This window comes from Zhongshania aquimaris (genome assembly GCF_019312595.1).
GTDB classification, from domain to species: Bacteria; Pseudomonadota; Gammaproteobacteria; order Pseudomonadales; family Spongiibacteraceae; genus Spongiibacter; species Spongiibacter aquimaris.
Genome location: NZ_JAHWDQ010000007.1, coordinates 112,668 through 137,187 on the forward strand (window position 1 = coordinate 112,668; position 24,520 = coordinate 137,187).

Consider the following 24,520-nt stretch of genomic DNA (forward strand, 5'->3'; position numbering starts at 1 on the left):
AGCACAATGAATAATCCCCCAGTAAGTCTGGACGACAAGTACCTGCAGCAGGGCGGTCGTGTTTTTATGAATGCCAATCAGGCATTGGTGCGCCTGCCCCTCGACCAGGCGCGTCGCGATCGTGCCAATGGCTTGAACACCGGCGGATTTATCTCCGGTTACCGGGGCTCACCACTGGGGGTGTACGACTCGGCATTGTGGGGCGCTCAGGCATTACTGGACGAGCACCACATTCGCTTTCAGGCGGGCTTAAACGAAGAGCTAGCGATTAGCGCCATTCGCGGCACCCAGGAACTGCATTGGTTTGGAGAATCCGCATACGACGGCGTTTTCGGGCTCTGGTACGGCAAAGGCATTGGCGTTGACCGCGCCTGCGAGTCAATGAAACTGGGCAATCTTGAGGGCGCCGCGGCCAAAGGCGGTTTTCTTATCGTTGCCGGCGACGACCACGGCGGCAAATCCTCTGACAGCGCACACCAGTCAGAAAATACCTTAATGGCCGCGTTTGTTCCCATACTGTACCCGTCAACCATCGGCGAGATCATCGAGTTTGGCTTGTTCGGCTGGGCTATGTCGCGGTTTAGCGGCTGCTATGTGGGCCTCAAAACCATCACCGACACCTTGGATCTATCAGCCTGTGTAGAACTGCCCGATCCATATCGCGCCTATACAAGCCCTGATGATGCGTTCATTCCGCCGGAGGGTTTGAATCTACGCCCCAATTTGCCGCCCTTGGTAGAAGAGCAATGGCTGGTTAATTATCGACTGCCCGCCGCCACCGCCTTTGCCCGCGCCAATGGAATTGACCGCGTTATTATCGACGGCGAGCGCAGCAAACTTGCGATTGTGACCGCAGGCAAGGCCTATCTCGATGTGCGTCAAGCACTGCAGGATTTAGGACTTGGCGAAGAGCGCTGCCGCCAGCTCGGTATCAGCTTGTACAAACCAGGGTTAATCTGGCCAATGGATCCACAGGGACTCTGCCACTTCGCCAGCGGCAGCCAAGCCGTACTAGTGGTAGAAGAAAAACGGCCGGTGATGGAAGACCAAATTGCCCGCCATTTGTATTCCCTCGATAGCGCGCAAAGACCACAAATTGCGGGTAAACAGGATTTACACGGCAAACCTCTGCTATCGGCTGCCGGTGAGCTGGATGCCGGCGCGGTGCGTCGTGCCATCACCCACGTGCTCAGCCAGTTATCGCTGCTTGATGACGATATCCAATCCCGGGTCGCACACTTCTGCGCCCTGGAATCACAAAGTGCCACGCTCACCGCCAGCGTGACTCGCCCCGCGTATTTCTGCTCGGGCTGCCCGCACAACACCAGCACCAAATTACCAGAAGGTTCTAAAGCAATGGGGGGCATTGGCTGTCATGGACTTGCTGCGGTAGTGATGGACAGAGACACCATGCAGTTCATGCCAATGGGACACGAAGGTTCACCGTGGAATGCGGTGAGTCACTTTGTCGACACCCCCCATATGTTTCAAAACATGGGCGATGGCACCTATTCCCACTCGGGCATTTTGGCGATACGGTCAGCGGTCGCCAATAAAACCAATATCACCTATAAAGTGCTGTACAACGATGCGGTGGCGATGACCGGCGGCCAGCCAGTAGAGCAACAAATTACGCCGCTAGATATGGTTCGGCAATTGCTCGCCGAAGGCGCTCGCCCGGTACATCTGGTGTCCGACAATCCCGAACAATTTGCCGATATCAAACTCCCCGCCAACGCCAGCCTGCATCACCGCGACGAAATGGATCAGCTTCAGCGGCAGCTGCGTGAAATCAAGGGCGTTTCTGCCATTGTGTACGAACAAACCTGCGCCACTGAAAAACGCCGTCGCCGCAAACGCGGATTGATGGACGACCCACAAAAGCGTTTGTTTATAAACCCCGATGTCTGTGAAGGTTGCAGCGATTGTTCGGTGCAATCCAATTGCATCAGTATTCTGCCGCTAGAAACCGAATTCGGCCGCAAGCGTAAAATTGACCAATCTACCTGCAATAAGGACTACAGCTGCGCCAAAGGCTTCTGCCCATCCTTCGTTACTGTTAGCGGCGGCAAGATCGCCAAACAAGCTAGCGCCACCAACGCCACTGCCTTGGAACAACTTATTTCCGAACTCCCCTCACCCGCAACCGCAGCCTTAAACGCCGAGGGCTACAATATTCTGGTAGCCGGTATTGGTGGCACCGGCGTACTGACCGTGGGCGCACTGCTCGGCATGGCCGCTAATTTAGATGGCAAAGCCTGCACCGTACTAGACATGACCGGCATGGCCCAAAAAGGCGGCGCCGTCACCAGCCATATTCGTATCGGCACCAGTACCGACAGTATTTACAGCTCGCGATTAGTCGAGGGGATGACCCAGCTGATACTGGCCTGCGACATGATTGTGTCTGCCAGTCCGGCGGTATTAAAAACCGTTAAGCCCGGACATACCGCCGCCATACTGAATAACGACGTCGCCCCTACCGGCGACTTCCAAAGTAATAAATATCTCGACCTTGGCGAGGCGCGATTGCGCTCAAGCATTATCGACGCCCTGGCCGGCGGCGCTGCATTCGACCTCAATGCCAGCAAACTCGCTACTGCCTTGACCGGCGACAGCATTGGCACCAATTTACTGATGCTCGGTTACGCCACACAAAAAGGCTTAATACCTTTATCAATGGATTCGATTCGAGAAGCTATTCGGATTAATGGCAGCTTTGTTGACAGCAATTTACACACCTTTGATTTGGGTCGTTTGGTGGCTGAGAATCCGCAAGCGCTCTATGCACAGCTAGCACCGCAGCCAGAAAAAGTCGACTTAAGCTCGCTAGCAGCCGTCTTAGAAAGCCGCAGCAAGTTGCTGACGCAATACCAAAGTAGCGCGTATGCCGACAGTTATCTGAGCTTTATACAGTCTATCAGCGATACCTTAAGCAAGATCGATGGCGGCGATGCCTTTAGTCGCCAGGTCGCGCTGACACTCGCCAAATTAATGAGCTACAAAGACGAATACGAAGTGGCTCGTCTTTACACAGATGAAAAATTTATCCAGCGAATTAAAGCGCAATTCAGCGGTGATTTTAAGCTCAGCTTTAATCTTGCACCACCAGCGCTACCTGGCAAAGACACCGCCACCGGCCGCCCCAAAAAACGCGAGTTTGGGCCGTGGATGCTTTCGCTGTTTAAACTGCTCACTAAATTAAAAGGACTCCGAGGCACCGCCTTCGATCCGTTCGGTTACTTCCCTGAACGTAAAATGGAAAGACGGCTGATTGAGGATTATCGCCAACTGATCACAAGTATCGCAAACGATATCAATGCCGATAATCTCAATGCCGCTATCGCCGTTGCCGCCGCCGCACAGGATATTGGCGGATATGGGCCTGTTAAAGACGAGTCAGTAGAACGCTATAAACAGGCATTACCTAGCCTGTTAAATACGTTCAAAAATGCCAACGCGACACAGCGTGATACCATAAGCGTAGCGCAGATTAACTAAGTCCGGTCGCATAACAATTTTTATTTAGTATCGAAAATAGTGGAGACGTCAAACCAAATGCAATTAAAAACCAGAATCACCGAACTACTTGGCATTGAATACCCTATCGTCCAGGGCGGCATGATGTGGGTGGGCCGGGCAGAGCTTGCCGCGGCGGTATCTAATGCAGGCGGCCTAGGCATTTTAACGGCGCTGACTCAGCCCTCGCCCGACGCCCTGCGTAAAGAAATTGAGCGCTGCCGCGCCATGACTGACAAACCCTTCGGCGTAAACCTCACTATTTTACCGTCAGTCAATCCACCGCCATACGCTGAATATCGCAAGGCCATTATCGACAGCGGTATTAAAATTGTCGAAACCGCTGGTCATAATCCCCGCGAACACGTCGAAGATTTCAAGGCCCACGGCATTATTGTTGTTCACAAATGCACGGCGGTACGCCATGCATTATCGGCAGAGAAAATGGGTGTAGACGCTATTTCTATCGACGGTTTTGAGTGCGCAGGACACCCAGGCGAAGACGACATTCCCGGCTTGGTTCTTATTCCAGCCGCCGCCGACAAAGTAAAAATTCCCATGCTCGCCTCCGGCGGTTTCGGCGATGGTCGCGGATTAGTGGCTGCTTTGGCACTGGGTGCAGACGGTATTAATATGGGAACACGCTTCTGCGCGACCCTGGAAGCACCTATTCATGACAATGTGAAACAACTTATGGTCAGCAACGGCGAACGCGATACCAATTTGATTTTCCGCTCACTGCGCAATACTGGCCGCGTTAGCAAAAACAGCGTTTCAGATCAGGTGGTTGAAATTTTACGCAACCCCGACGCCAAGTTTGAGAACGTCGCGCATTTGGTTAAAGGCGCGGATGGTCGAGTTGCTTTGGAAACCGGTAATTTAGACGCGGGACTCATTTGGGCCGGACAGGTGCAGGGAATTATTAACGACATCCCAAGCTGCGACGTGCTCATTAAACGAATCGTCGCTGATGCCAACGCGATTATTAGCCAGCGATTATCAGCATTTACCGCCTAATCAGGAGCGACTAATGCGCTCCCCAAGGGGCGCATAAATCGAGGCATAAACGCTGGCAGTATCAAACGCGGGTGACATCACAATACTGCCATCCCCCGCTGCGTCTTGCAGCGCGGCAAATGCCGATTGCACATCATCTGTTTCAATTTCGTAAATGGCGATATAGGGATAAGCGCCTTCGCCGAGCATGTTCACCGCCAACTCATATCGCTCCGCCGCGATAAAACCCGGCAGCGAAATAATTTGCGCCAGGTGCGTGTTTTGATACCAGTCATTGTATTCGTCTTCGCAACCTTCGGTGGGACGACTCAATACCAACATTTTATAGCGTGCCAAAACTCGCTCCTCTAACGCATTACAAATGACGCAATCCCTAGCCGACTATTTTTTGGCCTTACCGAAAACAGCTTCACGCTTTTCTAGCATCGCATCAACCGCTTCACGGTGATCCGCCGAGCGAACACTCAGGGCTTCGTAGGCAAGACCCGCATCCATGGTGGCGTGCGCAATACGCTTTAATTCAAGATTGAGCATAACCTTGGTAGCGCGAATCGCTCCCTGCGCGCCCTTAAGCATTTTTTCGCAAAAGGCTTCTACGCGCTCGTCCAATTCTTCCCGCGGCAGGCAGTGATTGATTAAACCGATGTCTTTGGCCTCTTGTGCAGTCAGTAAGTCGCCAGTTAACAAAAACTCTTTCGTGCGGCACAAACCAATACGCTGCGGCCAAATTGCCGCCCCGCCGTCGCCAGCAACCAGACCGACATTGACATGAGGATCGCCAATTTTGGCTTTATCCGATGCAAAAATCACATCGCAATACAGGGCCAAGGTCGCCCCCAAACCCACGGCATGGCCGTTCATTTTACAAATAAGCGGCTTATCCAAATCCAGCATTGCGAAAATAATACGCTTAGCCAGCCGCACTTCTTCATCAAATAATTCAGGGTGATTGGCATTATTAGAAATGTGATTTATATCGCCGCCCGCCGAGAAGGCCTTGCCCTCTCCGGTCAGCAATACCAAATCGGAATCTGGATCAGCCAGTGCAAAAACAAATACCTCAGCCAGCTCTTCATGCAGAGTTAAATTCACCGCATTAAACAGTTCTGGCCGATTCATACTGATTTCTAACAAACGCCCACGCCGCGTCATTTTCAGCGTTTGGTAATGGGGTAATTCGCGCATTAATTAACTGCCTCGCTATTTTTTGACTTATTCAGCTCCCTTTGCGGCGGAAACTGCAATCTCGTTGGCAGCGACAAAACCAAAGGTTGCTGCAGGCCCTATAGTACCACCAGCACCGGGATAAAGATTACCAAAAGGACTACCGGAATTATTTCCCGCCGCGTATAAACCGGCAATCACTTGGTCTTGACCGTCTAAAACCTGTGCCTTGGCATTGGCCTTAAGCCCGCCCTTGGTACCCAGGTCGCCCAAATTAATTGGCACCGCGTAATAAGGTGGCTTATCAATGCGGCCCAGGCATGGGTTTGGTGCCACATTGGCATCGCCGAACATTTGGTCGTAGGCATTGCTGCCGCGATTGTATTCCTTGTCTACACCACTCTTGGCGTATTCATTCATATTGTTAACGGTGTTCTTGAGCTCTACAGCAGGAAGGTGAATTTTATCGGCGAGTGCCTCGATACTTTCTGCACGGAATATATAGTGATCCCAGCTGTCAGCTGAAATCATGCTATCGGGCATAATCAAGGTCGGCAAAAATCCACCCGCGGTAAACTTGCTGCGGAAGGTGGCATCAAACACCAACCAGCATGGCGTATTGGCACCGGTCTTTTTCTGGTCTTCTACCATTGCAATACCGAACTCGTCGTAACTGCAGGCTTCATTAACAAATCGCAAACCTTTGCGATTCACGCAGACGCTATGCGGGCGACCAACATCAAATGCCGCCTGATGAATTTCCTCAAAATTCGCCGCCTTCGGCATGGGCTTGTGCATCGTCGGTATCCACCAACCCGACTCGGTGTGCTCGGTTGCCGCACCAATATCCATTCCCGCAATAATCGCTTCGCCGCGGTTGGCGTCCTCTGGTGTTGAGCTGTGACGGGTTAAGCCCGGCACCTCAAAGAAGCGGTCGCGCAGCTCCTGGTTCCACTCAAAGCCACCTGCCGCCAGAACCACACCGTGATTCGCCTTAATGTCATAAACCCGGCCAAAGTTACTCACTGTAATGCCTGATATTTTACCGTCTTCAAGAATTAATTTATCCAAGCGAGTTTCTAAGCGAACCTCGATACCCCGTGCAAAAACCTGTTTAAAAATATGGCCCATCAAGGCAGCGCCCTGGGTGAATCGGCGATCGCGACCACCTATTTTGCGGGTACTTAAATCGCTCCAATAGCGCCAAACCATTTTAAGAAAGGCTCTTATCCAACCCGGACCGCGGGTCGAGATCGCAAAAAATTCACCGATATCCATGGTATAGCGACCAAATATTTTGAAACGATTGTACTGCTCACGCATTTCGACAAAGTGCGTGCCGAGCTCGCGACCGTCAAAGGTGTCACACAATATTGAACGATCTGCCCGCGCCTCTGGGGCATCGGCGAAATAATCAGGCCACATCGCCTGAACCAATGGCACACCCGTCGATATCAAAAAATTAGCCATCTTTGGTGCTTCATCGACATAGGCTTCAAGTCGGTCACGCTGAACAGGCCCACGCAGCAAACTATCGATATAGCTAAAGGTTTTCTCTCTGCTATCGTCATTGGGAGTCAGTTGGTTATTGGGCACCCACAGCACACCGCCCGATGTTGCGGAGGTACCGCCGTATTTATGCGCCTTTTCAACAATTAGCACCGACAGCCCCAGCTCCTTGGCCCGCAGTGCGGCAACGGCTCCGGCGGCGCCAGAGCCAACCACGATAACGTCATAGCTTTCTACTGAACTCATTCTTTCGTCTCCCAAACCCCGGCACGGGCAGCCAGTAAATTAAATTTATTTTTCACTATTTGCAGCGGCCAGCTCTAGACCAACGGCGCTACCGTCACCTTGATACCATCCATCTCGGAATTCAAAACCAGCTGACAACTCAAGCGGCTATTGGCTTGCACCTCACCGGCCATATCTAAAGTCATTTCTTCAATTTCATCGGGATTGCCGACAACCGCCTGCCAGGCCGGGTCAACATACACGTGGCAGGTAGCGCAGGCACAACCGCCGCCACAATCACCCAAAATACCATCGATACCATTTGCCCTAGCGACATCCATCATCGTTGCGCCAAGCTTGGCATTTTCGACAATCTTTTCGGTGCCATCGGTCTCGATAAAAATGATCTTAATTTCACTCATTAAGCAAACCACTCCTTAGCTTTAAATTAAACGCCAGCGCCCTTTCAGCATAAACAATCCAGAAAGATGAAAGCCGGCTACGCACTATTTCACTGCGTCGCCGGCCCCCTAATACCTTGACTAGAACTGGTAAGACACCTCTACGCCATACATCGCCGGCTCACCTACTGCGGCCGCATTGTGACCAAGCGATGCACCCAAAGGCATCCCGCCCACAAAATACTCCTCGTCTAGCACGTTCTTACCAAACACAGCGCCGGACAATTTACTGCCAAAAATATTGGCCCAGGACAGCCGCAGATTAACTAGCGTGTAACCTGGGAGTTTGGTATCTGGAGTCAGCGAATCAGCGGAGTTAGAAAAATACATCTGCGCCTGACGATAGGCGTCCGCGCGAAGACCTATATCACCAATATGGGCATCGTTGAGAATATCTACTTGGGCCCACAGTCCCCATGTCGTTTTTGGTGTGTTGGCGACGGGGCTATAACTGTAGGTCGTACCGAATAATTCAGTCTCGCCATCGGTAAATTCAGCGTCGGTATACGCGCCCACGACACCGAGCTCCAAATTATGCAGTGGCATTATCGAGGCTTCAATTTCGATACCACGCACTTCCATTTCCGGCACGTTCGCGGTTACCGCAATTGACGGCGGATCACCCGGCAAAGTACCTGGCGGTGGGCTGGGGAATTCTATGCGCTGCACATCTTCTACCCATTGCTGGTAAACCGCGAGATTCAGGCGGGCAGGTCGATCCAGCACTGAGCCCTGATACTTCAAACCCGCTTCAACATCTTGCACAGATTCTTTTTCGAACTTGTTACCACCGCCGGTCGCCGTGGCGTTGACTGGCGGCGCTGAACCGTTAAAACCGCCGCTGCGGAAACTGCCGCGGGTTTTCAGGTAAGTAAAGGTGCTATCGCTGAGATCATATTCCAAGCCCAGCTCCCACGAGGGCTCTTCGAATGTTTCATCCTGCTTTTGAGCAAACCCGGCAACACCGTTGTAATCCGACTCAGCGAGCTGCTCAATTGAGACTTTCTCCTGGGTATAACGCAGCCCAGCAGTAGCGCGCAGCGCCGATGACAAGCTGTAACTCGCCTGCGCATATAATGCCGCCGTTTCGGTATCGATGCGGAAATTATTGGTCGCATTCTGGGCGCCTTCAAAATAGGTTTGCGGCCACAGCGTATCCACGCGCATGTCCTGAATGTACAAGCCCGCGATATAGGTCAATTTGCCATCCACGGCCTCGCCGGAAATTTGAAATTCATTGCTAAGTGAATCAACCTCAACTTCATTGCCCGCTCGACCTGTCGCCAAATTCCGCGTCGCAAAGGTTGCGTATGCCGCTCCCAAGGCAGGTTGCTCAGAGTCAGTATCAGCAGAGGTGTAACCCAAAATATTTTTTAGCTGGATGCCATCACCTAACTCATAAGTGGTGGTGTTGATAAAAACCTCATCCTCACCGATATGATCGGCGCCATAGGGATGCCGGGTTTTGTAGTAGCCAATGGCCTTCTGATCATCTACCGAGCTAGCAAGAAAACTTGATGCGGTATTTAAGGCGTAACCATTGTTTGTTTGCCCCGCCTGATAAATACTATAGACGTAAGTCGCGCCAGTATTGGTGCCATCGACGCGGGCATAGCTGTATAGGGTGGTATTTTCCAAGCGGTCGCTGGGTCGCAGGGTCAATGTCAGGCGGCCCGTGTCACGACCTAATTCACCGTGTTCCTCGCCCGTGGTGAGGTTGTCGATATAGCCATCGCGGCGAATGGAGTTAGCTGCAGCTCGAAACAATATTTTATCGTCGACGATAGGCACATTCACAACGCCTTCAAATTCACGCATATCGTAATTTCCAGCGCGCACCCGAAGCAGTGCTTCATTTTCATTGCTCGGCTTGGCTGTGGTGTACAACACCGCACCGCCAGTGGTATTTCTTCCAAACAAGGTACCCTGTGGGCCTTTCAAAACCTGAACTGATTCAAGATCGTAAAACGTAGAGGCACCACTGATCGTTAAGGGCACTTCATTTATGTAAGCGACTACCGCTGACGGCGAGCCACTAAAGGTATCCGCTGATTGGCCGCGGATAGAGTAGGTTAAGGAGTTATTGCCCTGAGTTTGGCGAATCGTCAATCCTGGTACCGCAATTTGCAAATCGGAGTCGGTTTTAATTTGCCGCTCGGTCATCTGCTCGGCACCAATCGCCGACACTGCAATCGGTACTTTGGCAAGACTCTCATCTTTTCGACGGGCGGTTACCATCACTTCTTCGATTTCTCCAGCGGCAGGTCCAGCTGCACCCGCCGCAGATGTTTGCGCATACGTCGGTGCGGCAATGGCCGCCATTGCTATAAATAAAGCTGAGCGCGAGAAGTGGTGTTGATCTTCTATTTTTTGTTTTATTTTATTATTCATTGCGACGTCTCCAATCACAGTTACCACGGTCATAGTTGAAGCATTTCCGCTCCAAGTTTTTATTAGAATTAAAAATGAATTATTTATTCAAACGAGGCGATAGCAGCTGAACGCGCGTCAAATAATTCTTGCAGGTGATTTACCGGATCACCAGCGGTGATACCGCCATCAATGGGCAGCACCACTCCAGTAATTTGCGCCGCCTTCTCGCTACATATAAACAGTGCAGTTTGCGCAACATCCACAGGACGACCATGGCGTTTTAGTGGCTGATTTGAATCCCACACCGGCGCCAATGCTTCACGAATTCTTACCATTTGCTCACTGCTCATTCCCGGAATGGTAAAGGCCGTTAAGGGTGTACGAATATGCCCCGGCGCCATGGCACAAACACGGATTCCGTATTCAGCAAAATCAATAGCAGAGCATTTGGTGAAATGGATAACCGCGGCCTTTGAAACGCGGTAGCTCATCAAAGCCTGGCCTGGGACAATACCGGCGATGGAGGCGTTATTTAATATCACGCCGCCGCCATTTTTGGCCATATATCGAGCGGCACATTGGCTGCCAATCATTACACCACGCAAATTTACGCCAATCACTTTCTCAAAATCAGCCATATCATCGTCCAGGAAACGAGGATATTGCGCGCCGGAAATACCGGCGTTGTTAAACATAATATCGAGACCGCCAAAGGTGGCGACGGCGAATTCAACGAGGTTTTCAATATCTGCTTTGCTTGAAGTATCAGTGTGTTTAAAGCGCGTATTTTCACCCAGCTTGGCTGCGAGGGCCTCGCCCACCTCGGCATTGATATCGGCAATCACAACTTTAGCGCCCTGCTGAGCAAACAACTCCGCGGTGGCTTCGCCAATCCCACTGGCACCACCGGTAATGATGGCAACCTTTCCCTCTAATTCTTTGCTCATTCCTGTCTCCACCCGATATGGATATATGCAGCTAAACCCTGCGCTCTAACAACATCGGCAAACTTTCGATGGTGTGAGTTGCGACGGTTGGCTGGTATTTAAGTTCGTCCATGGGGATGGCGAGCTTGATATTTTTAACTCGTTTAATCAGTTCTTTTGCCGCCACATTGATTTCCATTCTGGCCAGGGAGGCGCCAATGCAGCGGTGAATACCAACACCAAATGCGACATGAGAACCGAGATTGCCGCGACCAGTATCAAACTGCTGCGGACATTCGAATCGTGTTTCATCGGCATTGCCAGAGGCGTACAACACCAGCATATGGGCGCCTTTAGGTAGCTTTTGGCCTCCTAATTCGGTTTCGCAAGTCGTCATTTTAGCCAAGCCCCTGACCGGCGGTGCATAGCGCAGCAACTCCTCGACAAATCGATTCATATAGCGGCTATCTTCAACATTGTCGTAAAGCTCTTGGGCCAGTTCCGGCTTGGTGGCAAGAATAAAAAGGAGGTTGCCAATCGCCGTTGCGGTGGTGTCGTTACCGGCAATAATCAGGGCGCGAATAAGCGATACTGCTTCGGCAAAGGTCAGTTTTTCACCATCTTCTGTCGAGGCGTGCACAAGATCAGAGATCATATCCTCACGGGGGCTTTGTTCTCTGTCTTTCATCTGGGCGATGATAAAATTCTGCAGATCGCAAATTTCTTTGGCATTGGCAATCATCGACTCGCGGTTTTGCATACGACCGATTTGCGCGGTAATCGCCACAGACCAGCGAGATATTTTTTCGCCGTTATATTGATCTATGCCCATTTGCTCGCAAATCACCGCAATGGTCAGCGGAATAGCAAACTCTTTAACGCCGTCTACCACATTGCCGTTGGCGGCTTTTTCGGCAAATTTATCCGCTAAGTCAGCAACAATTTTGGTGATACCCGGCTCTAAAGCTTTAACGCGATGGGCGGTGAATGCCTTTTCCAATAGCTTTCTAATACGGGTGTGATATGGCGGGTCGCTTTTAATCGCGTCTGAAAAAAAGCCGCCACCCTCGCGTTCCAGTATTTCTTTAAACTCTTCGAAATAGCCACTGGCGTATTGTGCTTCGTAGCCATGTTTATCTGAGTAGGTATCGGGGTCGCGCAATAGCGTAACGATATCTTCGTAGCGAGACACCAACCACATACCGAGCTTGGCGTCGAAATGCACCGGCTCTTCGCTGCGCAAAGTTTGATAAAACGAGGTGGGATACGCTTGGATCAGCGGATCAGTTAACGACAAATCCGCAAGTGGTTTGCCGCTGTAAGGGCAAGCTGATCCTGCCGAAGGCTGGCTTGAATTCATATTTTTACCTCAAAGTATGAAAAGGCGATATCACGATCACTGCAGCAAACGCGATCCCGCATTATAAAATTCATGTTGTTGTGCGCTTTCTTCAAGCTGTGTAGATGCCGCGCGCTGACTTGATCGGTATTCACGGGGCCCAACTTTGTACACCTGCTTAAACAGGCGGCTAAAGTGCGCCGGGCTTTTAAAGCCCACTCGAAAAGCGATTTCCGCTATCGAAATTTCTGTTGGACTTGTGTTCGATAGCCATTGATGGGCATTTTTTAAGCGCCAATCCCAAACCAGTGACGAGAAGGACGTGTCGTGTTGTTTTAATAGATGCGATAGATAGCGCTGCGAAATTTTGCAGGCATCAGCCACTTTGGCCGCATTTAGCTTTGGATCTGAAAGATGAATTTCAACGAAACGCATTACATCCTGAAAGCGCTTTTCAGACAGCGAAACCCGCTCTTTGGTACTGCCGTCGCAATCATTTAAGGCTTCCGTAATCACGGAAAGCGCACTATCAAGCAACAGCTGTTCAATTCGTGGAGACAGCGCCGCATCACCGTCATTGAAAATATCCGCCAGCATGCGCTCTGCAATCGCCAACTCGCGACTGCTCGTAGGCATGGTAAATCCTTCCTTGATCTCATGCGGGAAGAACTGACGAAACACATGGGTGGGAACAATGACATGCAGCACTTCGTGCACCGAGCTGTCATCGATTGTGCATTCAATTGTAAACGGCGACATAGACTTGGTAATAACAAAGTCACCGGGCTTTGCGGTACAGTTCGCCGCTTGGTATGACAAATTCATACCGCCACGTTTTACAAACCACAGCACCATGACATCGGTGGCGTCTTCGCGGATATGATTCCAGGACCGCCGGAAGAATAATCGCGACTTTGAGCGCAGCCGAATGATGGAGCAAGAGCCCACCGACTTTTTATCGGCGCGAACATCAATAGCAGACCCAGCGTCTATAGTGTAGTCGCCCAAGTAATACTCCTGATTATTCTCACCCCGAAAGGTGTTCTGACATTCTTGGTAATTGCGCTCATCGAACGCAAAGAGTGTTTCAGTCATGGCTAGTCACCACCGCGTCGCTAATTATTTTAGTTGCGGCCAGTTAGAAAGTCCGAGTGGCTCTAAAGATACTCATTGCTCAAATCTTACTCAACAGCGTTGTTTAACTATATTACCGGACGACATGACTGTCTATTCGAGGGACGTCAAACTGTAGACATTTCGCGCAAACAATTGACCACTCACACGGGCAGAGGGCGAAGGCAGGGGCGTAATGTTAATACCGAAGTTAATCGCGGAGCTCGTCTACCAAGCCCCACGCTAGGGCCGTCTGGGCATTGATACGCCGCCCGCTCAACACCATCCAAGCCGTGCGCTGACGCCCTATACGACGCGCAATACCGACCGTGCCGCCCGCGCCTGGTATTAAGCCGAGCTGCAGTTCGGGCAACTGGAAATAGCTTTTAGAGTGAGCGACGACTTTTGACGCAAAGGCTGGCAACTCAACACCTGAGCCAATACACGCGCCGTGCAGATAAAAACTGACCCGCTCACGCAGCTTGTCGATTAAACGTGCGGGGCTGTGGACGGTGCGCACCCAATGGGCAGTTACCGGATCGGGTGAACTGCCAAACTCTCGCAGTTCGCCGCCCACGCTGAAACAAGCTCCGACCGCATCAAAGTGTAACTCTTGCAATGACTCATCGGCTTCAAGCACCTGCAATGCTTCAATAAAAGCATCACGCATGGGCAGGGATATCGAGTTTCTGAGTTCAGGTCTATTCAAGCTTGCGGTCATCCGCGCACCGTCGCGATGTAATAACAGTGCATCACCTTCGCTATCCGGCCACGTTTCATCTGACTGCTGCGCTTGCCGCCATGACGCAAACTCTGGCCCGCCCTGCAAGGTCGAATAGGCTAGTGATTCCACATCCAAGCCCTGAGCCGCCGGCAACGTTTCATTTATCCGCAACACCTGCACCAAGACCAAGGCAGCTTGGGGCCATTTTGCAATTCGCGCCTCTATACTTTTTGCCGCGGCCTCATCGCCGACGATGACATCTGCGTTAACAGCCGAACCATCGCCATAGGCAATTACCGGCAGGGTTTGACGCATTAACCAGCCCTCAGCGCTTGGCAACTGCTGTATCGGAAAGATCAAGGCTGTGTCCATTGCAATTCACTTTCTAGGAAAACTAACATTTATTATTTGCACGCTCGTAAATCGGCTGACCAGCACAAAATGTCTTCGCCACATGACGAGCGTCAAGCTCATCCAGTACGGTTACCCAGTCACAATCCATTAAACAAAGATCGGCTAATTGACCGACCTCAAGTTCGCGCAATCCACCGCCTGGACGATGAAGGTCTCCGCCATATAAGGCCAAGGCTTGCTGCGCGGATAAATTTTCCTGATGACCAAATGTATAGCCACTTTTGGAGCGCCGGTTTACCGCCGCCTTCATGCTGGCCCAAGGGTCCACCGCGCCATAGGGCGCATCGCTACCGCCAGCCAATGCCACACCCGCCTTGAGAAACCCCGCGCCGCGATATAAAAAAGGCTGATCGTCTATATCTACATCTTGCCGATATTGATCGCCCCGCTCTGCAATAAAGTGGGGCTGAGTGACTACCGTCACCCCCAAGTCCGCCAGTATCTCCAGGGCATAGCTATCGGCGACCGCCGCGTGTTCAATACGGTCACCCACCATGCCACCCGCCTCGTCCAAGGCCGCCAGTGCGAAATACAATTCGACCCGAGTGACGCAGTGGATTGCCACCACCCGGCCATGCTCGTGGGCATCTTGAATGCGCGCCGTAAATTCATCTAGCTCCGGTAAGCGCGCCTCTCGTAAATACAGTTTTACCGCGCCCACACTTATCCGCTCATTGCCGACGATATTGTGCAGGGCATTATTGCCCATGACCAACAATCGCTGCCGGAAATAGCCGCTCTCAAGCTGCTCGCTCAAGCTTTGCCAGGTGGCCAAATTATTATTCACGCCGGTATCAGTCACTGCGCTAATGCCCATGCTCGCCAACTGCGCTGACAAGCTTGCGAGAGATTGTCGCGGCCCTTGAAAACGCTGACCCAACCAGGCATCTAAATTAATAAAGCGTCCAGTCAACTGGCCGTGCGCATCGCGCTCTGCGCCCTCTGGCAGCACTTCGTCCGAAGACAACTTTAGCGCCGCAATCGCCGCCGAATTAAACACCCACATCATGCCGCTGCGGTGCTGAATTCGCACAATACGATCGTCACAGCAGCGATCTAACCAATGGCGATCTAATGATTCGCAAACACTTTCATGAAAGCCCACCCCGCGAATCGGATCGGCGTTACGGCGCAATTGTGCACGCAAACACTTAAACAAGGCTTCTTCGTCGGCCACATCCTCTGGTCCACAGCGCACTGAGGCACCCGCCGATGCGGTGGCGAATAGATGTAAGTGATGATCGTGTAAACCGGGCAGTAGCGCGCAGCTCGCAGCGTCAATTAATCTTTCATCGCCCCCCAGCAAAAGCTGGTTGGCTTTTTCTACAATACGGCCACCGGCAATACGAAGGTCGACACACTCCCCCGACACAAGCTGGGCTTGGCGAATAAGAAATCGAGTATCCGCACTAGCCGCTGCAGTCATAGCAACTCCCGCAGAACGCGATCTGTGTCGGCGCCCAGCTCGGCCGCGCTGCCAAAAGGACGTCTGGCCTTTGGTGGCAATATATCTGCTGAAGAACCGTCGCTCTCGGCGCGACCTGACTGGATGCAATAAGACGTAACGCCGTGAAGTGAAATATCCAAGACACTGCCGCCGCCCTGCTGCCAAGCAGAGGCCGCTAGCAAAGCCGCATGCAAGCCAGTTAGAGGATCGGCAATGGCATCGGCGCAAAATATTGGATCGCCTTGATCCCCCCCCATCAACCAGGACAAGCCCGCGGCCACCCCCGCGTCGTCGCCATAGGCGATCCAATTTCGGTTTGGCTCGCCGCGCCCGTAGCCACTTATTCCCACCCACACCGCTCCGGGATTCGCCGCGACAATATCCGCCGCAACAATGCCCATTTGCTCTAAGGCCCGCGGCCGTGTGGACTCAATAACAATATCGGCCCGTTTTAATAATGCCGCGAGTTGCTGACGTCCAACTGAACTCGACAGATCGAGCAACACGCTTTCTTTACCGGCATTTAGCAGATCAAAGAAATCGCGATTTCCGAAGCGCGCGCCATCGGGTCGCGCCACGCTCTCGACCTTAATCACCCGCGCGCCTGTTTGCGCCAGTAGCTGGCCGCATAAAGGCCCCGCCCACAGAGAGCTTAAATCTATGACTAAGGGATTTTTTCTAGCGACGGCAATAGGCGCACTACAGCGCTGCTCTTGGTACCAGTGCGAGCTTGCTAAGGGAGGCTCCACTAGAGCGCAGGCCAAACCCAATAGTCGACCTCTTTCTAGCAGTGACTCGCCATCGCAAGACACTAGGGCGCTCTGTAGATCCGCCCAGTCTTCAACGTCACTTTCCAGCCACGCGGCCAAGAGTTCGAAATCATCATCGCGGGGCAGATTCACCGCGATAAAGCCATCTGCAATAGCGAATATGCGGCAGGCACCACCGGCCGACACCCGTCCTCGACGAGTGTAGCCAGACAGCGCGGCGCGCTCACCCAGCAGTTGATAAGCGGGAAAATCGCCGCTTAATTTATCCGGAAATAAGGCCGCCAAAGCCAACCAAGCGCCCTGCGCACACGCCGCTATCGGCGCAGGACAGGGCTGAGCGGATCCCTCTGCGTGTCCACTCAAGGCCATCGCGCCGGAGTGTGCCCAAAGCATTGCGGCACTGCGCTCATCATCGAAACGGAAATTGACTAAGGGACTATCTAAACTGGCTAGCAGAGCAGCGGCATAGGCCGCCGGTGTCAACGAGGACGCAGTATCTTCGGCAAAGAGCGCAGCGGCCGGATTCAGCTTGGACAAAATCGCCATGCTTCTCCAGTCGCCTTCATTGCTGCGCTCCACTGCCTCATTTAATTCCTTTACACCCGCCCCATTACCGGAATCAAGGCACCGGTAATTGGCTCGCCGCGATCGCTGGCCAAGAACAATATCACTTCGGCCAAGGCCTTAGGTGTTACCCACGTTGAATAGTCGGCATCGGGCATCGCATCGCGATTTGGTTTTGTATCTATCACACTGGGCATCAGTGCGTTGACCGTGATGTTCTTAGGTTTTAGCTCTTCAGAAAGCGCTTCGGTAAAGCGCGCCACACCCGATTTTGCTGCGGCGTAAGCGCCCATGCCCATCGCCGCCTTCATCGCTCCCGCGGCACTGATGTTTATAATCCGACCACCCGAGCCAGGAAAATGCGCCAAGGTCGCTGAGCTAGCGCTTACCGCAGTACGCAAATTGATTTGATACTGCTGATCCCATGTTTCAATAGCACCATCAGCTAGTGTTTCCCAGGCAAAGCCACCGGCGATATTTACCAGCGCATCGATATGGCCACACTCCGCCGCAATGGCGGCCATAGTCTGCTTAGTCGCGGCGGCATCACCTAAATCCAAGACCTTAAATACAGCTACGACTGATTCCGGCTTGCCATCAACACAGTCAATGCCAACAACCTTAGCGCCCGCTTCGGCCAACACCGCAGAGACAGCCCGCCCAAGCGAACCAAGCGCACCCGTAATTACGACAACTCTATCTTTTAATTCCATTATTACCCCTGAAAGTGGCTATTTACGCCAATTTACCATTACTACGGACTCAAACCTACACGTCGGAAACACGCGATTCAGGTCATCGCCTTCAAATTAAAGTTGACTACACAACACTGATGATTATTAAATAAGCGCACTTAAAAAGCAAAGACCCGTATATACCCCCGAAATTCAGTCGCAGGTAAATGCTAGTCTGCCACTTTATACAATGGCGGCGCAGCCGTCATTCAACGTAAATACACGGCAACTAAGTAAGAACAATAGCCCTATTACGTCTACGTCAGCACCTATCTCTTAGCCATGCTGAAAACTTAAATGCACAGGAGCAGAATTAATGAGTACAGACAAAACCGTGCTGATCGCCAACGGTCAGGGCTTTTGGGGCGACAGCTTATTAGGCCCTCTGCGGCTAGTGGAAGAAGGCCCACTAGACTATCTGACCCTGGACTACCTCGCCGAAGTCACCATGAGTATTATGCAAAAGCAGAAACTGCGTAATCCGGAGGCTGGCTACGCCACTGATTTCGTCGAAATGCTCCGCCAAATCCTGCCCCAATGCCAAGCAAAAGGCATTAAAGTTATCGCGAATGCGGGCGGCGTTAATCCACGCGGCTGCTTAAACGCAATCAAAAAAGTGGTTAAAGAGCTCGGTCTCACCGGATTAAAAATCGGTATTGTCGAGGGCGATGATATTCTCGACCAGCTCCCGGAGTTAATTAAATCAGGGGAAGCATTCAAGAATTTAGACAACGGCGCCCCTGTTCAAGACATTATCGACAGAATGTCCAGCGCCAACGTCTATATCGGTGCTAAACCCATCGCAGACGCCTTAGCCCAAGGAGCCGATATTGTCGTTACTGGCCGCGCAACAGATCCGTCCGTAGTACTCGCGCCGCTAATTTATGAATTTGGCTGGTCGATGGAAGATTACGACAAGCTGGCCGCCGGCACCGTGATGGGCCATATTCTAGAGTGCGGAGCACAGTGCACCGGCGGCAACTACTGCGATTGGAAATCGGTACCCGACTTTGCCCGAATCGGCTATCCGGTCGTCGAAGCCAAAGCTGACGGCACCTTCACCGTAACCAAACACCAAGGCACTGGCGGCTTGGTCAACGTCGATACCATCACCTCGCAGCTGATGTATGAGCTGGGCGACCCGAATCACTATTTAGGGCCAGACTGCACCTCTGACTTCACCACTATTCAGCTAGAACAAGACGGCGAAAACCGCGTGAAGGTATCCGGCATCAAGGGCTCAGCACCTACCCCCACTTACAAAGTGTCGATGTCATATGAAGACGGCTACAAAATTGTCGGCCAATTGACCTACACCGGACCCGACGCCATAGAAAAAGCGGAGTTAGCTGCGCAAATTTTATTTGATCGTGTTGCACTGTACGGCAAACCTATTCCAGAGCAAGACCGCTTCGTTGAGTTATTTGGCACCAATGTTTGCTACAAAGGCATTGTAAAACAAAGCCAAGCGCCGTCTGAAATCATGTTGCGGGTCGGCGCCAAGAGCTACGACAAAGAATTGTTAAACATCCTCGCTCGCGAAGTCGCGCCCCTAATCACCAGCGGACCCGTCGGCGTAACAGGCTTTGCTGGCGGCCGCCCAAAACCGTCCGAAATTGTTGGCTACTGGCCCGCATTAATAGACAAAACCAAGGTGCACACCACCGTCACTGTGGAGGAAGTATAAAATGGCGATAATAAAACTAATGGATATTGCCATTGCACGCAGTGGCGACAAAGGCGATGGCAGCAATGTTGGCATCAAAGCCCGCACTCCAGCGCTCTACCAATTTTTAAAAGAAAACCTTAGCGAACAGCGAGTGAAAGAACACTTCAAAGAAATTTGTTTTGGCAAGGTTACCCGCTACGAATTGGATAATTTAAACGTACTTAATTTTATCCTCGAAGATTCACTGGGCGGCGGCGGTACCGCAACGCTTATTATGGATGCTCAGGGCAAAGTCCATAGCCTAGCCATGTTACACATGGAAATGGATGTGCCTGACTCACTACTGGCGTAAACCCCTCCTCCACAAGAATACCTAGACTCAGCCTTACTGTTTGCGGTGAAGAATATCCGCCGCAAACAGATTATTAAATCATCAGTGAGCCAAAGCTTATCACTAAAGGCCTTGTGATTTTATTCCTCCCAAAGGCGTTACCCAAACACCACCCACACCAGTGATCTCACTGAACAGCCACATTAGGGGCACGTCATCGCTTCGTCATGTTCAACGCGTTTGAACAGCGGCGCTGCTCCCGCCACCTACCGGGCGACTTACTTAAGGCAACTCTGATTAATTCGGTAATGTCTCAGCGGAGTCTCTGGCGCGCACTGGTAAGGTGCGGCGCGAACGACTGCAGGGATGCAGGAGGTAGAGCAACGCAGGAGCAGTTGCCGAGATCAAGGCTGGTTGTCCTTGATGACGGTCCGACGTTTCGGCGTCGCAACGCAGTCCAGTGTGCGCCAGAGGCCCGCCCTTCGGGGCTTAGCCAAAAAGGACTCCGCTGTGTTGCCGCCATTTGAAAGGCAGCCAGCCTTCCTGCATGAGAGCCTGCCCCATGAGCGTAGCGAGTGCTGTGGGTACGGCGCCTTGCCGAGCCATTTTTGGCTAAGCCTGAGGCGTCACCGAATTAATCAGAGGTGCCTTAACTCATTGAAATTTATAAAAACCGAGATATGATCAACTGAAAGGAATGCGGGACAGAATTAAAGGGAATTGGTGGTTGCGTGATGAACGCTCGCGACTGCGAGGCATACACCACATTGAATTTCCTCATACGTCTCAGTCAACATGAACGTCCATTCCGTGATAAGGGGGCCAAGGTGGTATACGACCCGAGTCCTAACAACAACCTTTATGTGTTTCGAGTCCTTAGCTCGTAAACCCAGCAGTAGAAAGCAGGGAATTAAATATGAAGCCAAAAATTTCCGGAGGCCTGGTGCACGAATTACCAGATGATCTAGCCAAGACACTATGTGACAAGGACATAATTAGTATCTGGGAAACCTTGTCAGCAATTGGTCGGAATGAATTTATCTGCTGGATCGAAGACGCTAAACAAGAAAAGACTAGAGTAAAACGAATAGCTCGAGCTACTGAAGAACTTCTGGAGGGGAAAAAACGACCTTGCTGCTGGGCAGGTTGTATACACCGCACGGACAAGAAGCCTAGCAAATGGCAGCAAGATGTTTTGATAGATAAAAAGAAAAAACCAGCAACTAAGTAGAATGAAACCAACATATAACAAATTGCGCACGTTAACGCAGCGGCTTACCTTCCTTTCTACGCGATCGCCACGCTCATTACCCCACAAACATTCAGTACAAGCGCTGCGCAACTGAGCAGGGCGCCATACCCACGGAGCCTATGGTGCAGATTGCTAAAACAGCGCGTTTGATTTTGAGACACTTGTCCCTGGAGGATGTACCCGCATTAACCGACATTCTCAGCGATCCTGAGGTGATGAAATATTCCATCAATGGCGTTTGTGATGAGGCGGCTACCCGAGAATTCATTGAGTGGTGTTTATCTTGTTACGAGTCACATGGTGTGGGTCCGTGGGCACTCATCGATAAGAAATCGTCTGAACTCATAGGCTTTTGCAGTGCTGGGCCAGAAATGGTCGCTGATATCGAGGAAATCAACCTCGGCTATCGCATTGCGAAGCGCTACTGGAATAAAGGGCTAGCATCTGAGTCTGCCACCGCCGTGTTGAATTATGTTTTTGGCGAGCATAAGTTCACTTCCGTCGTCGTCATCATAGAGCCCGCTCATGTCGCATCCCTAAAAGTTGCTGAGAAGATCGGTTTTTCTAACTATGATGTACTGGAATTTCATAGCCGGCCGGTGAGGCTATACCGCCTAACATCCAAGCAGTGGAAGACATTGCGTCACAAGGAATCGTCGTAATGAGTGAGCGTATAAATCGCTGGTATTACTTCTCGGGAGTATTAGCCCCCATTTGGTTAGTGATTGGAGTGACCATTGCGGGAAGCGTTTACCCTGAATATAGTCACTACAATCAGGCAATGAGTGAGCTTGGCGCTAAAGGCTCGCCAAGCCATATACTTTCTCCGCTTATTAATAATTATCCACTGGGCCTACTGTTTATTCTTTTCGGTATCGGCATTATCAAAACATTTTCCACATCAACGTTGGCGCGCTTTTCTGGCATTTTGGTGCTTATTCATGGATTGAGCAGCTTGTCTGCCGGCTTTTTCTCTTGCGATGTTGGCTGTGCTCTTGAGTCGCCATCACCAGAACAAAATAAGCATAATATTTCTGGTTTAATACTATTTTTCAGTCTCTTACTATCAAGCTTAATATGGGTATTTATATCTAATCGCTGTCTGGGAATTAAATGGTTTGCCTGGTTTTCCCTAGCATGTTCTCTCGTTGCCATAGCGCTACTACCACATATGGCTGCTGCAATAGAATCAGGAGAGGGTTTTGGTCTATATCAACGACTAAATTATGGCTCTCAGGCTTTGTGGGTTCTGGTATTCGCCTTAATTTTACTGCGGCGCAAAATAACTAAATAACAAGGCCATTCCTTCGTGCAATGAACAACGGCATGGCACTGGACGACTATAGTCAGTGTTTAGCGGGCGTTACATGACTCCTTAGCGATATTGCAAACCTGCCACCATCGATATACGATCTGTATACAAATCGTATATCGAGAGTTTGCAATGGGAATTGTTAAGATTAACGACGAACTGCATGGAGAAATTCGCAAGGCTAGTTCAGTCATGGTGCGCTCTATCAATGCTCAGGCGGAGTATTGGATAAAGATTGGCATGCTTGCCGAGGCGAACCCTAGCATGTCTTTTTCCGACATCATGCGCGACCAAATGAAGCTCGCCGAAGTAGACATTAGGAAGGCTGTCGGTGGCTAGCGTAAACCTCAAAAGTACTGAAGAATTGAATGTAATGCGGGAGTCCGGTCGGCTTCTGGCAAGGGTGTTTGATTACCTAGATGGCGTTATCGAGATCGGTGTCTCAACGATGGATATCAACAATCTCGCCGAAAAGTACATCACTGATCAGCTGTGTGCTCGTCCAGCAAGTAAAGGTCAGTATGGGTATCAGTATGCTTTGAATAGCTCGGTAAACCACGTTGTATGCCATGGCGTTCCTTCAAGCACTCAGAAACTCAAATCCGGTGACATTATCAATGTTGATATCACCTTGGAACAGGGAGGGTTTATCGCTGATTCCAGCAAGATGTACATGATTGGTAACGTGACTCCAGCCGCCAGAAGTTTGGTCGATAAAACCTATGAGGCAATGTGGCAAGGGATCAAGAGTGTAAAACCTGGCGCCACTCTTGGTGATATTGGTCATGCCATTCAGCGCCATGCCCAGAAAAATGGCTATTCAATTGTTCGCGAGTATTGTGGACATGGGATTGGCCGAGAAATGCATGAGGAGCCACAGGTGCTGCACTATGGCCAGCCCGGCAAAGGTTTAGCGCTACAGGAAGGGATGGTATTTACGATAGAGCCGATGATCAACCAGGGTAAGGCTAAAGTTAAATTGAAGAAGGATGGCTGGACCGTTGTCACCAGCGATAAGAAGCTATCTGCTCAGTGGGAGCATACCGTCGCCGTGACCTCAGATGGATACGAGGTACTGACGCTTAGAGGCGAAGAGCGTATTTAAACTGGGTAGCGGCGGGAACTATTGGAATTTTTTCTACCACAAAAAAGGAAGCTATCTTGGCTAAATGGTTTTTTTGCGCGGCTGCTTTTTGTTCTGCTTTGGGACTCATCGCTCACGAGCTGCTCGGTGCACCAATGGTGCTTCCACCGCTCAACGAGGCGGATATCGCAGCAGAGATTGTCTGGCTACATCACTTCTCGTGGCATGTAGGGTCGGTTTCGGTGGCGGTAATGGCATCTATGTTTCTCTATGCTGCTTTGCGTCCTGGCAACTTGGCTGTAGCCGTATTCGCAACCGCCATGAGCATCGGCTTCGCGTGTTTAGGAATAGCGCTGGCACTTTTTGGAAACGAGGTTCTTTGGGGCACCCCCGCCCCCTACGCGTGGTTAGTTGTGGCTGCATTAGCTGGGCTTGGAATCGCAGGCGAGATTAGAAGGAAGTGACGCACTACACGAAGTTGAACCGGCGAAGGAACTAGCAATTGGTTGTTGGCGTAATTCAAAGGCCAGAACCGCGTTGCTGCTTAAGTCGTTGTTGAGTGTTTATAAAAGC

General features: G+C 51.3%; 21 protein-coding genes and 1 pseudogene. 10 read left to right on the plus strand and 12 right to left on the minus strand.

Features of this window, described 5'->3' with window-relative positions; translation table 11 throughout:
- Positions 1-6 precede the first annotated feature (6 nt).
- Positions 7-3,501 (plus strand): indolepyruvate ferredoxin oxidoreductase family protein, encoded by a 3,495-nt coding sequence (locus tag KXJ70_RS18215; protein WP_219044986.1) that lies wholly within the window; start codon positions 7-9, stop codon positions 3,499-3,501.
- A 30-nt stretch (positions 3,502-3,531) separates the two neighbouring features.
- Positions 3,532-4,536 (plus strand): annotated as a pseudogene (locus KXJ70_RS18220) (NAD(P)H-dependent flavin oxidoreductase); the annotation flags it as partial.
- Here the strand turns inward: KXJ70_RS18220 and KXJ70_RS18225 are convergent.
- The 12 genes from KXJ70_RS18225 to KXJ70_RS18280 form a co-directional block, all read right to left on the minus strand.
- A complete protein-coding gene (locus tag KXJ70_RS18225) occupies positions 4,537-4,872 on the minus strand; it encodes a DUF4286 family protein (protein ID WP_219044988.1) in 336 nt (111 codons plus the stop codon).
- Positions 4,873-4,917: 45 nt separating this feature from the next.
- The gene (locus KXJ70_RS18230; RefSeq protein ID WP_219044989.1) at positions 4,918-5,721 is read right to left on the minus strand and encodes an enoyl-CoA hydratase/isomerase family protein; all 804 of its coding nucleotides are present in this window, start codon (positions 5,719-5,721) and stop codon (positions 4,918-4,920) included.
- Between the two features lie 27 nt (positions 5,722-5,748).
- Positions 5,749-7,455 (minus strand): FAD-dependent oxidoreductase, encoded by a 1,707-nt coding sequence (locus tag KXJ70_RS18235; protein WP_219044990.1) that lies wholly within the window; start codon positions 7,453-7,455, stop codon positions 5,749-5,751.
- 74 nt (positions 7,456-7,529) lie between these two features.
- Positions 7,530-7,856 carry a 2Fe-2S iron-sulfur cluster-binding protein gene (locus KXJ70_RS18240; RefSeq protein WP_219044991.1) on the minus strand — a complete coding sequence of 109 codons (327 nt, stop codon included), beginning with the start codon at positions 7,854-7,856 and terminating at the stop codon, positions 7,530-7,532.
- A 120-nt stretch (positions 7,857-7,976) separates the two neighbouring features.
- Positions 7,977-10,286 (minus strand): TonB-dependent receptor, encoded by a 2,310-nt coding sequence (locus tag KXJ70_RS18245; RefSeq protein WP_219044992.1) that lies wholly within the window; start codon positions 10,284-10,286, stop codon positions 7,977-7,979.
- 83 nt (positions 10,287-10,369) lie between these two features.
- Positions 10,370-11,215, minus strand: coding sequence for an SDR family NAD(P)-dependent oxidoreductase (locus tag KXJ70_RS18250; protein ID WP_219044993.1), 846 nt, complete (start codon positions 11,213-11,215; stop codon positions 10,370-10,372).
- A gap of 31 nt (positions 11,216-11,246) precedes the next feature.
- Positions 11,247-12,554 (minus strand): cytochrome P450, encoded by a 1,308-nt coding sequence (locus KXJ70_RS18255; RefSeq protein WP_219044994.1) that lies wholly within the window; start codon positions 12,552-12,554, stop codon positions 11,247-11,249.
- Positions 12,555-12,590: 36 nt separating this feature from the next.
- On the minus strand, positions 12,591-13,628 hold the full coding sequence (locus KXJ70_RS18260) for a helix-turn-helix transcriptional regulator (protein WP_219044995.1): 1,038 nt from the start codon (positions 13,626-13,628) through the stop codon (positions 12,591-12,593).
- Positions 13,629-13,857: 229 nt separating this feature from the next.
- Positions 13,858-14,742, minus strand: coding sequence for an enoyl-CoA hydratase/isomerase family protein (locus KXJ70_RS18265; RefSeq protein ID WP_219044996.1), 885 nt, complete (start codon positions 14,740-14,742; stop codon positions 13,858-13,860).
- A 22-nt stretch (positions 14,743-14,764) separates the two neighbouring features.
- The gene (locus tag KXJ70_RS18270; RefSeq protein WP_219044997.1) at positions 14,765-16,210 is read right to left on the minus strand and encodes an amidohydrolase family protein; all 1,446 of its coding nucleotides are present in this window, start codon (positions 16,208-16,210) and stop codon (positions 14,765-14,767) included.
- On the minus strand, positions 16,207-17,547 hold the full coding sequence (locus KXJ70_RS18275) for a CoA transferase (RefSeq protein WP_219044998.1): 1,341 nt from the start codon (positions 17,545-17,547) through the stop codon (positions 16,207-16,209). Before KXJ70_RS18275 ends, KXJ70_RS18270 begins: the two co-directional genes overlap by 4 nt.
- A 50-nt stretch (positions 17,548-17,597) precedes the next feature.
- Positions 17,598-18,278, minus strand: coding sequence for an SDR family NAD(P)-dependent oxidoreductase (locus KXJ70_RS18280; protein WP_219044999.1), 681 nt, complete (start codon positions 18,276-18,278; stop codon positions 17,598-17,600).
- A gap of 337 nt (positions 18,279-18,615) precedes the next feature.
- Here KXJ70_RS18280 and KXJ70_RS18285 point away from each other — a divergent pair, with 337 nt between their 5' ends.
- The 8 genes from KXJ70_RS18285 (at position 18,616) to KXJ70_RS18320 (ending at position 24,411) form a co-directional block, all read left to right on the plus strand.
- The gene (locus KXJ70_RS18285) at positions 18,616-19,986 is read left to right on the plus strand and encodes an acyclic terpene utilization AtuA family protein (protein WP_219045000.1); all 1,371 of its coding nucleotides are present in this window, start codon (positions 18,616-18,618) and stop codon (positions 19,984-19,986) included.
- 1 nt (position 19,987) lies between these two features.
- Positions 19,988-20,320, plus strand: a complete 333-nt coding sequence (locus tag KXJ70_RS18290) for an AtuA-related protein (protein WP_219045001.1) — start codon at positions 19,988-19,990, stop codon at positions 20,318-20,320.
- An 895-nt stretch (positions 20,321-21,215) separates the two neighbouring features.
- Positions 21,216-21,530, plus strand: a complete 315-nt coding sequence (locus KXJ70_RS18295; protein WP_219045002.1) for a YdeI/OmpD-associated family protein — start codon at positions 21,216-21,218, stop codon at positions 21,528-21,530.
- Between the two features lie 143 nt (positions 21,531-21,673).
- Positions 21,674-22,213 (plus strand): GNAT family N-acetyltransferase, encoded by a 540-nt coding sequence (locus KXJ70_RS18300; RefSeq protein WP_219045003.1) that lies wholly within the window; start codon positions 21,674-21,676, stop codon positions 22,211-22,213.
- Entirely contained in the window at positions 22,213-22,845 is a 633-nt protein-coding gene (locus KXJ70_RS18305; RefSeq protein ID WP_219045004.1) for a DUF998 domain-containing protein, read from the plus strand. Before KXJ70_RS18300 ends, KXJ70_RS18305 begins: the two co-directional genes overlap by 1 nt.
- Positions 22,846-22,995: 150 nt before the next feature.
- Positions 22,996-23,202 carry a ParD-like family protein gene (locus tag KXJ70_RS18310; RefSeq protein WP_219045005.1) on the plus strand — a complete coding sequence of 69 codons (207 nt, stop codon included), beginning with the start codon at positions 22,996-22,998 and terminating at the stop codon, positions 23,200-23,202.
- Positions 23,195-23,968 (plus strand): type I methionyl aminopeptidase, encoded by a 774-nt coding sequence (map, locus tag KXJ70_RS18315; RefSeq protein WP_219045006.1) that lies wholly within the window; start codon positions 23,195-23,197, stop codon positions 23,966-23,968. Before KXJ70_RS18310 ends, map begins: the two co-directional genes overlap by 8 nt.
- A 56-nt stretch (positions 23,969-24,024) precedes the next feature.
- Positions 24,025-24,411, plus strand: a complete 387-nt coding sequence (locus tag KXJ70_RS18320) for a hypothetical protein (protein WP_219045007.1) — start codon at positions 24,025-24,027, stop codon at positions 24,409-24,411.
- Positions 24,412-24,520: the final 109 nt, after the last annotated feature.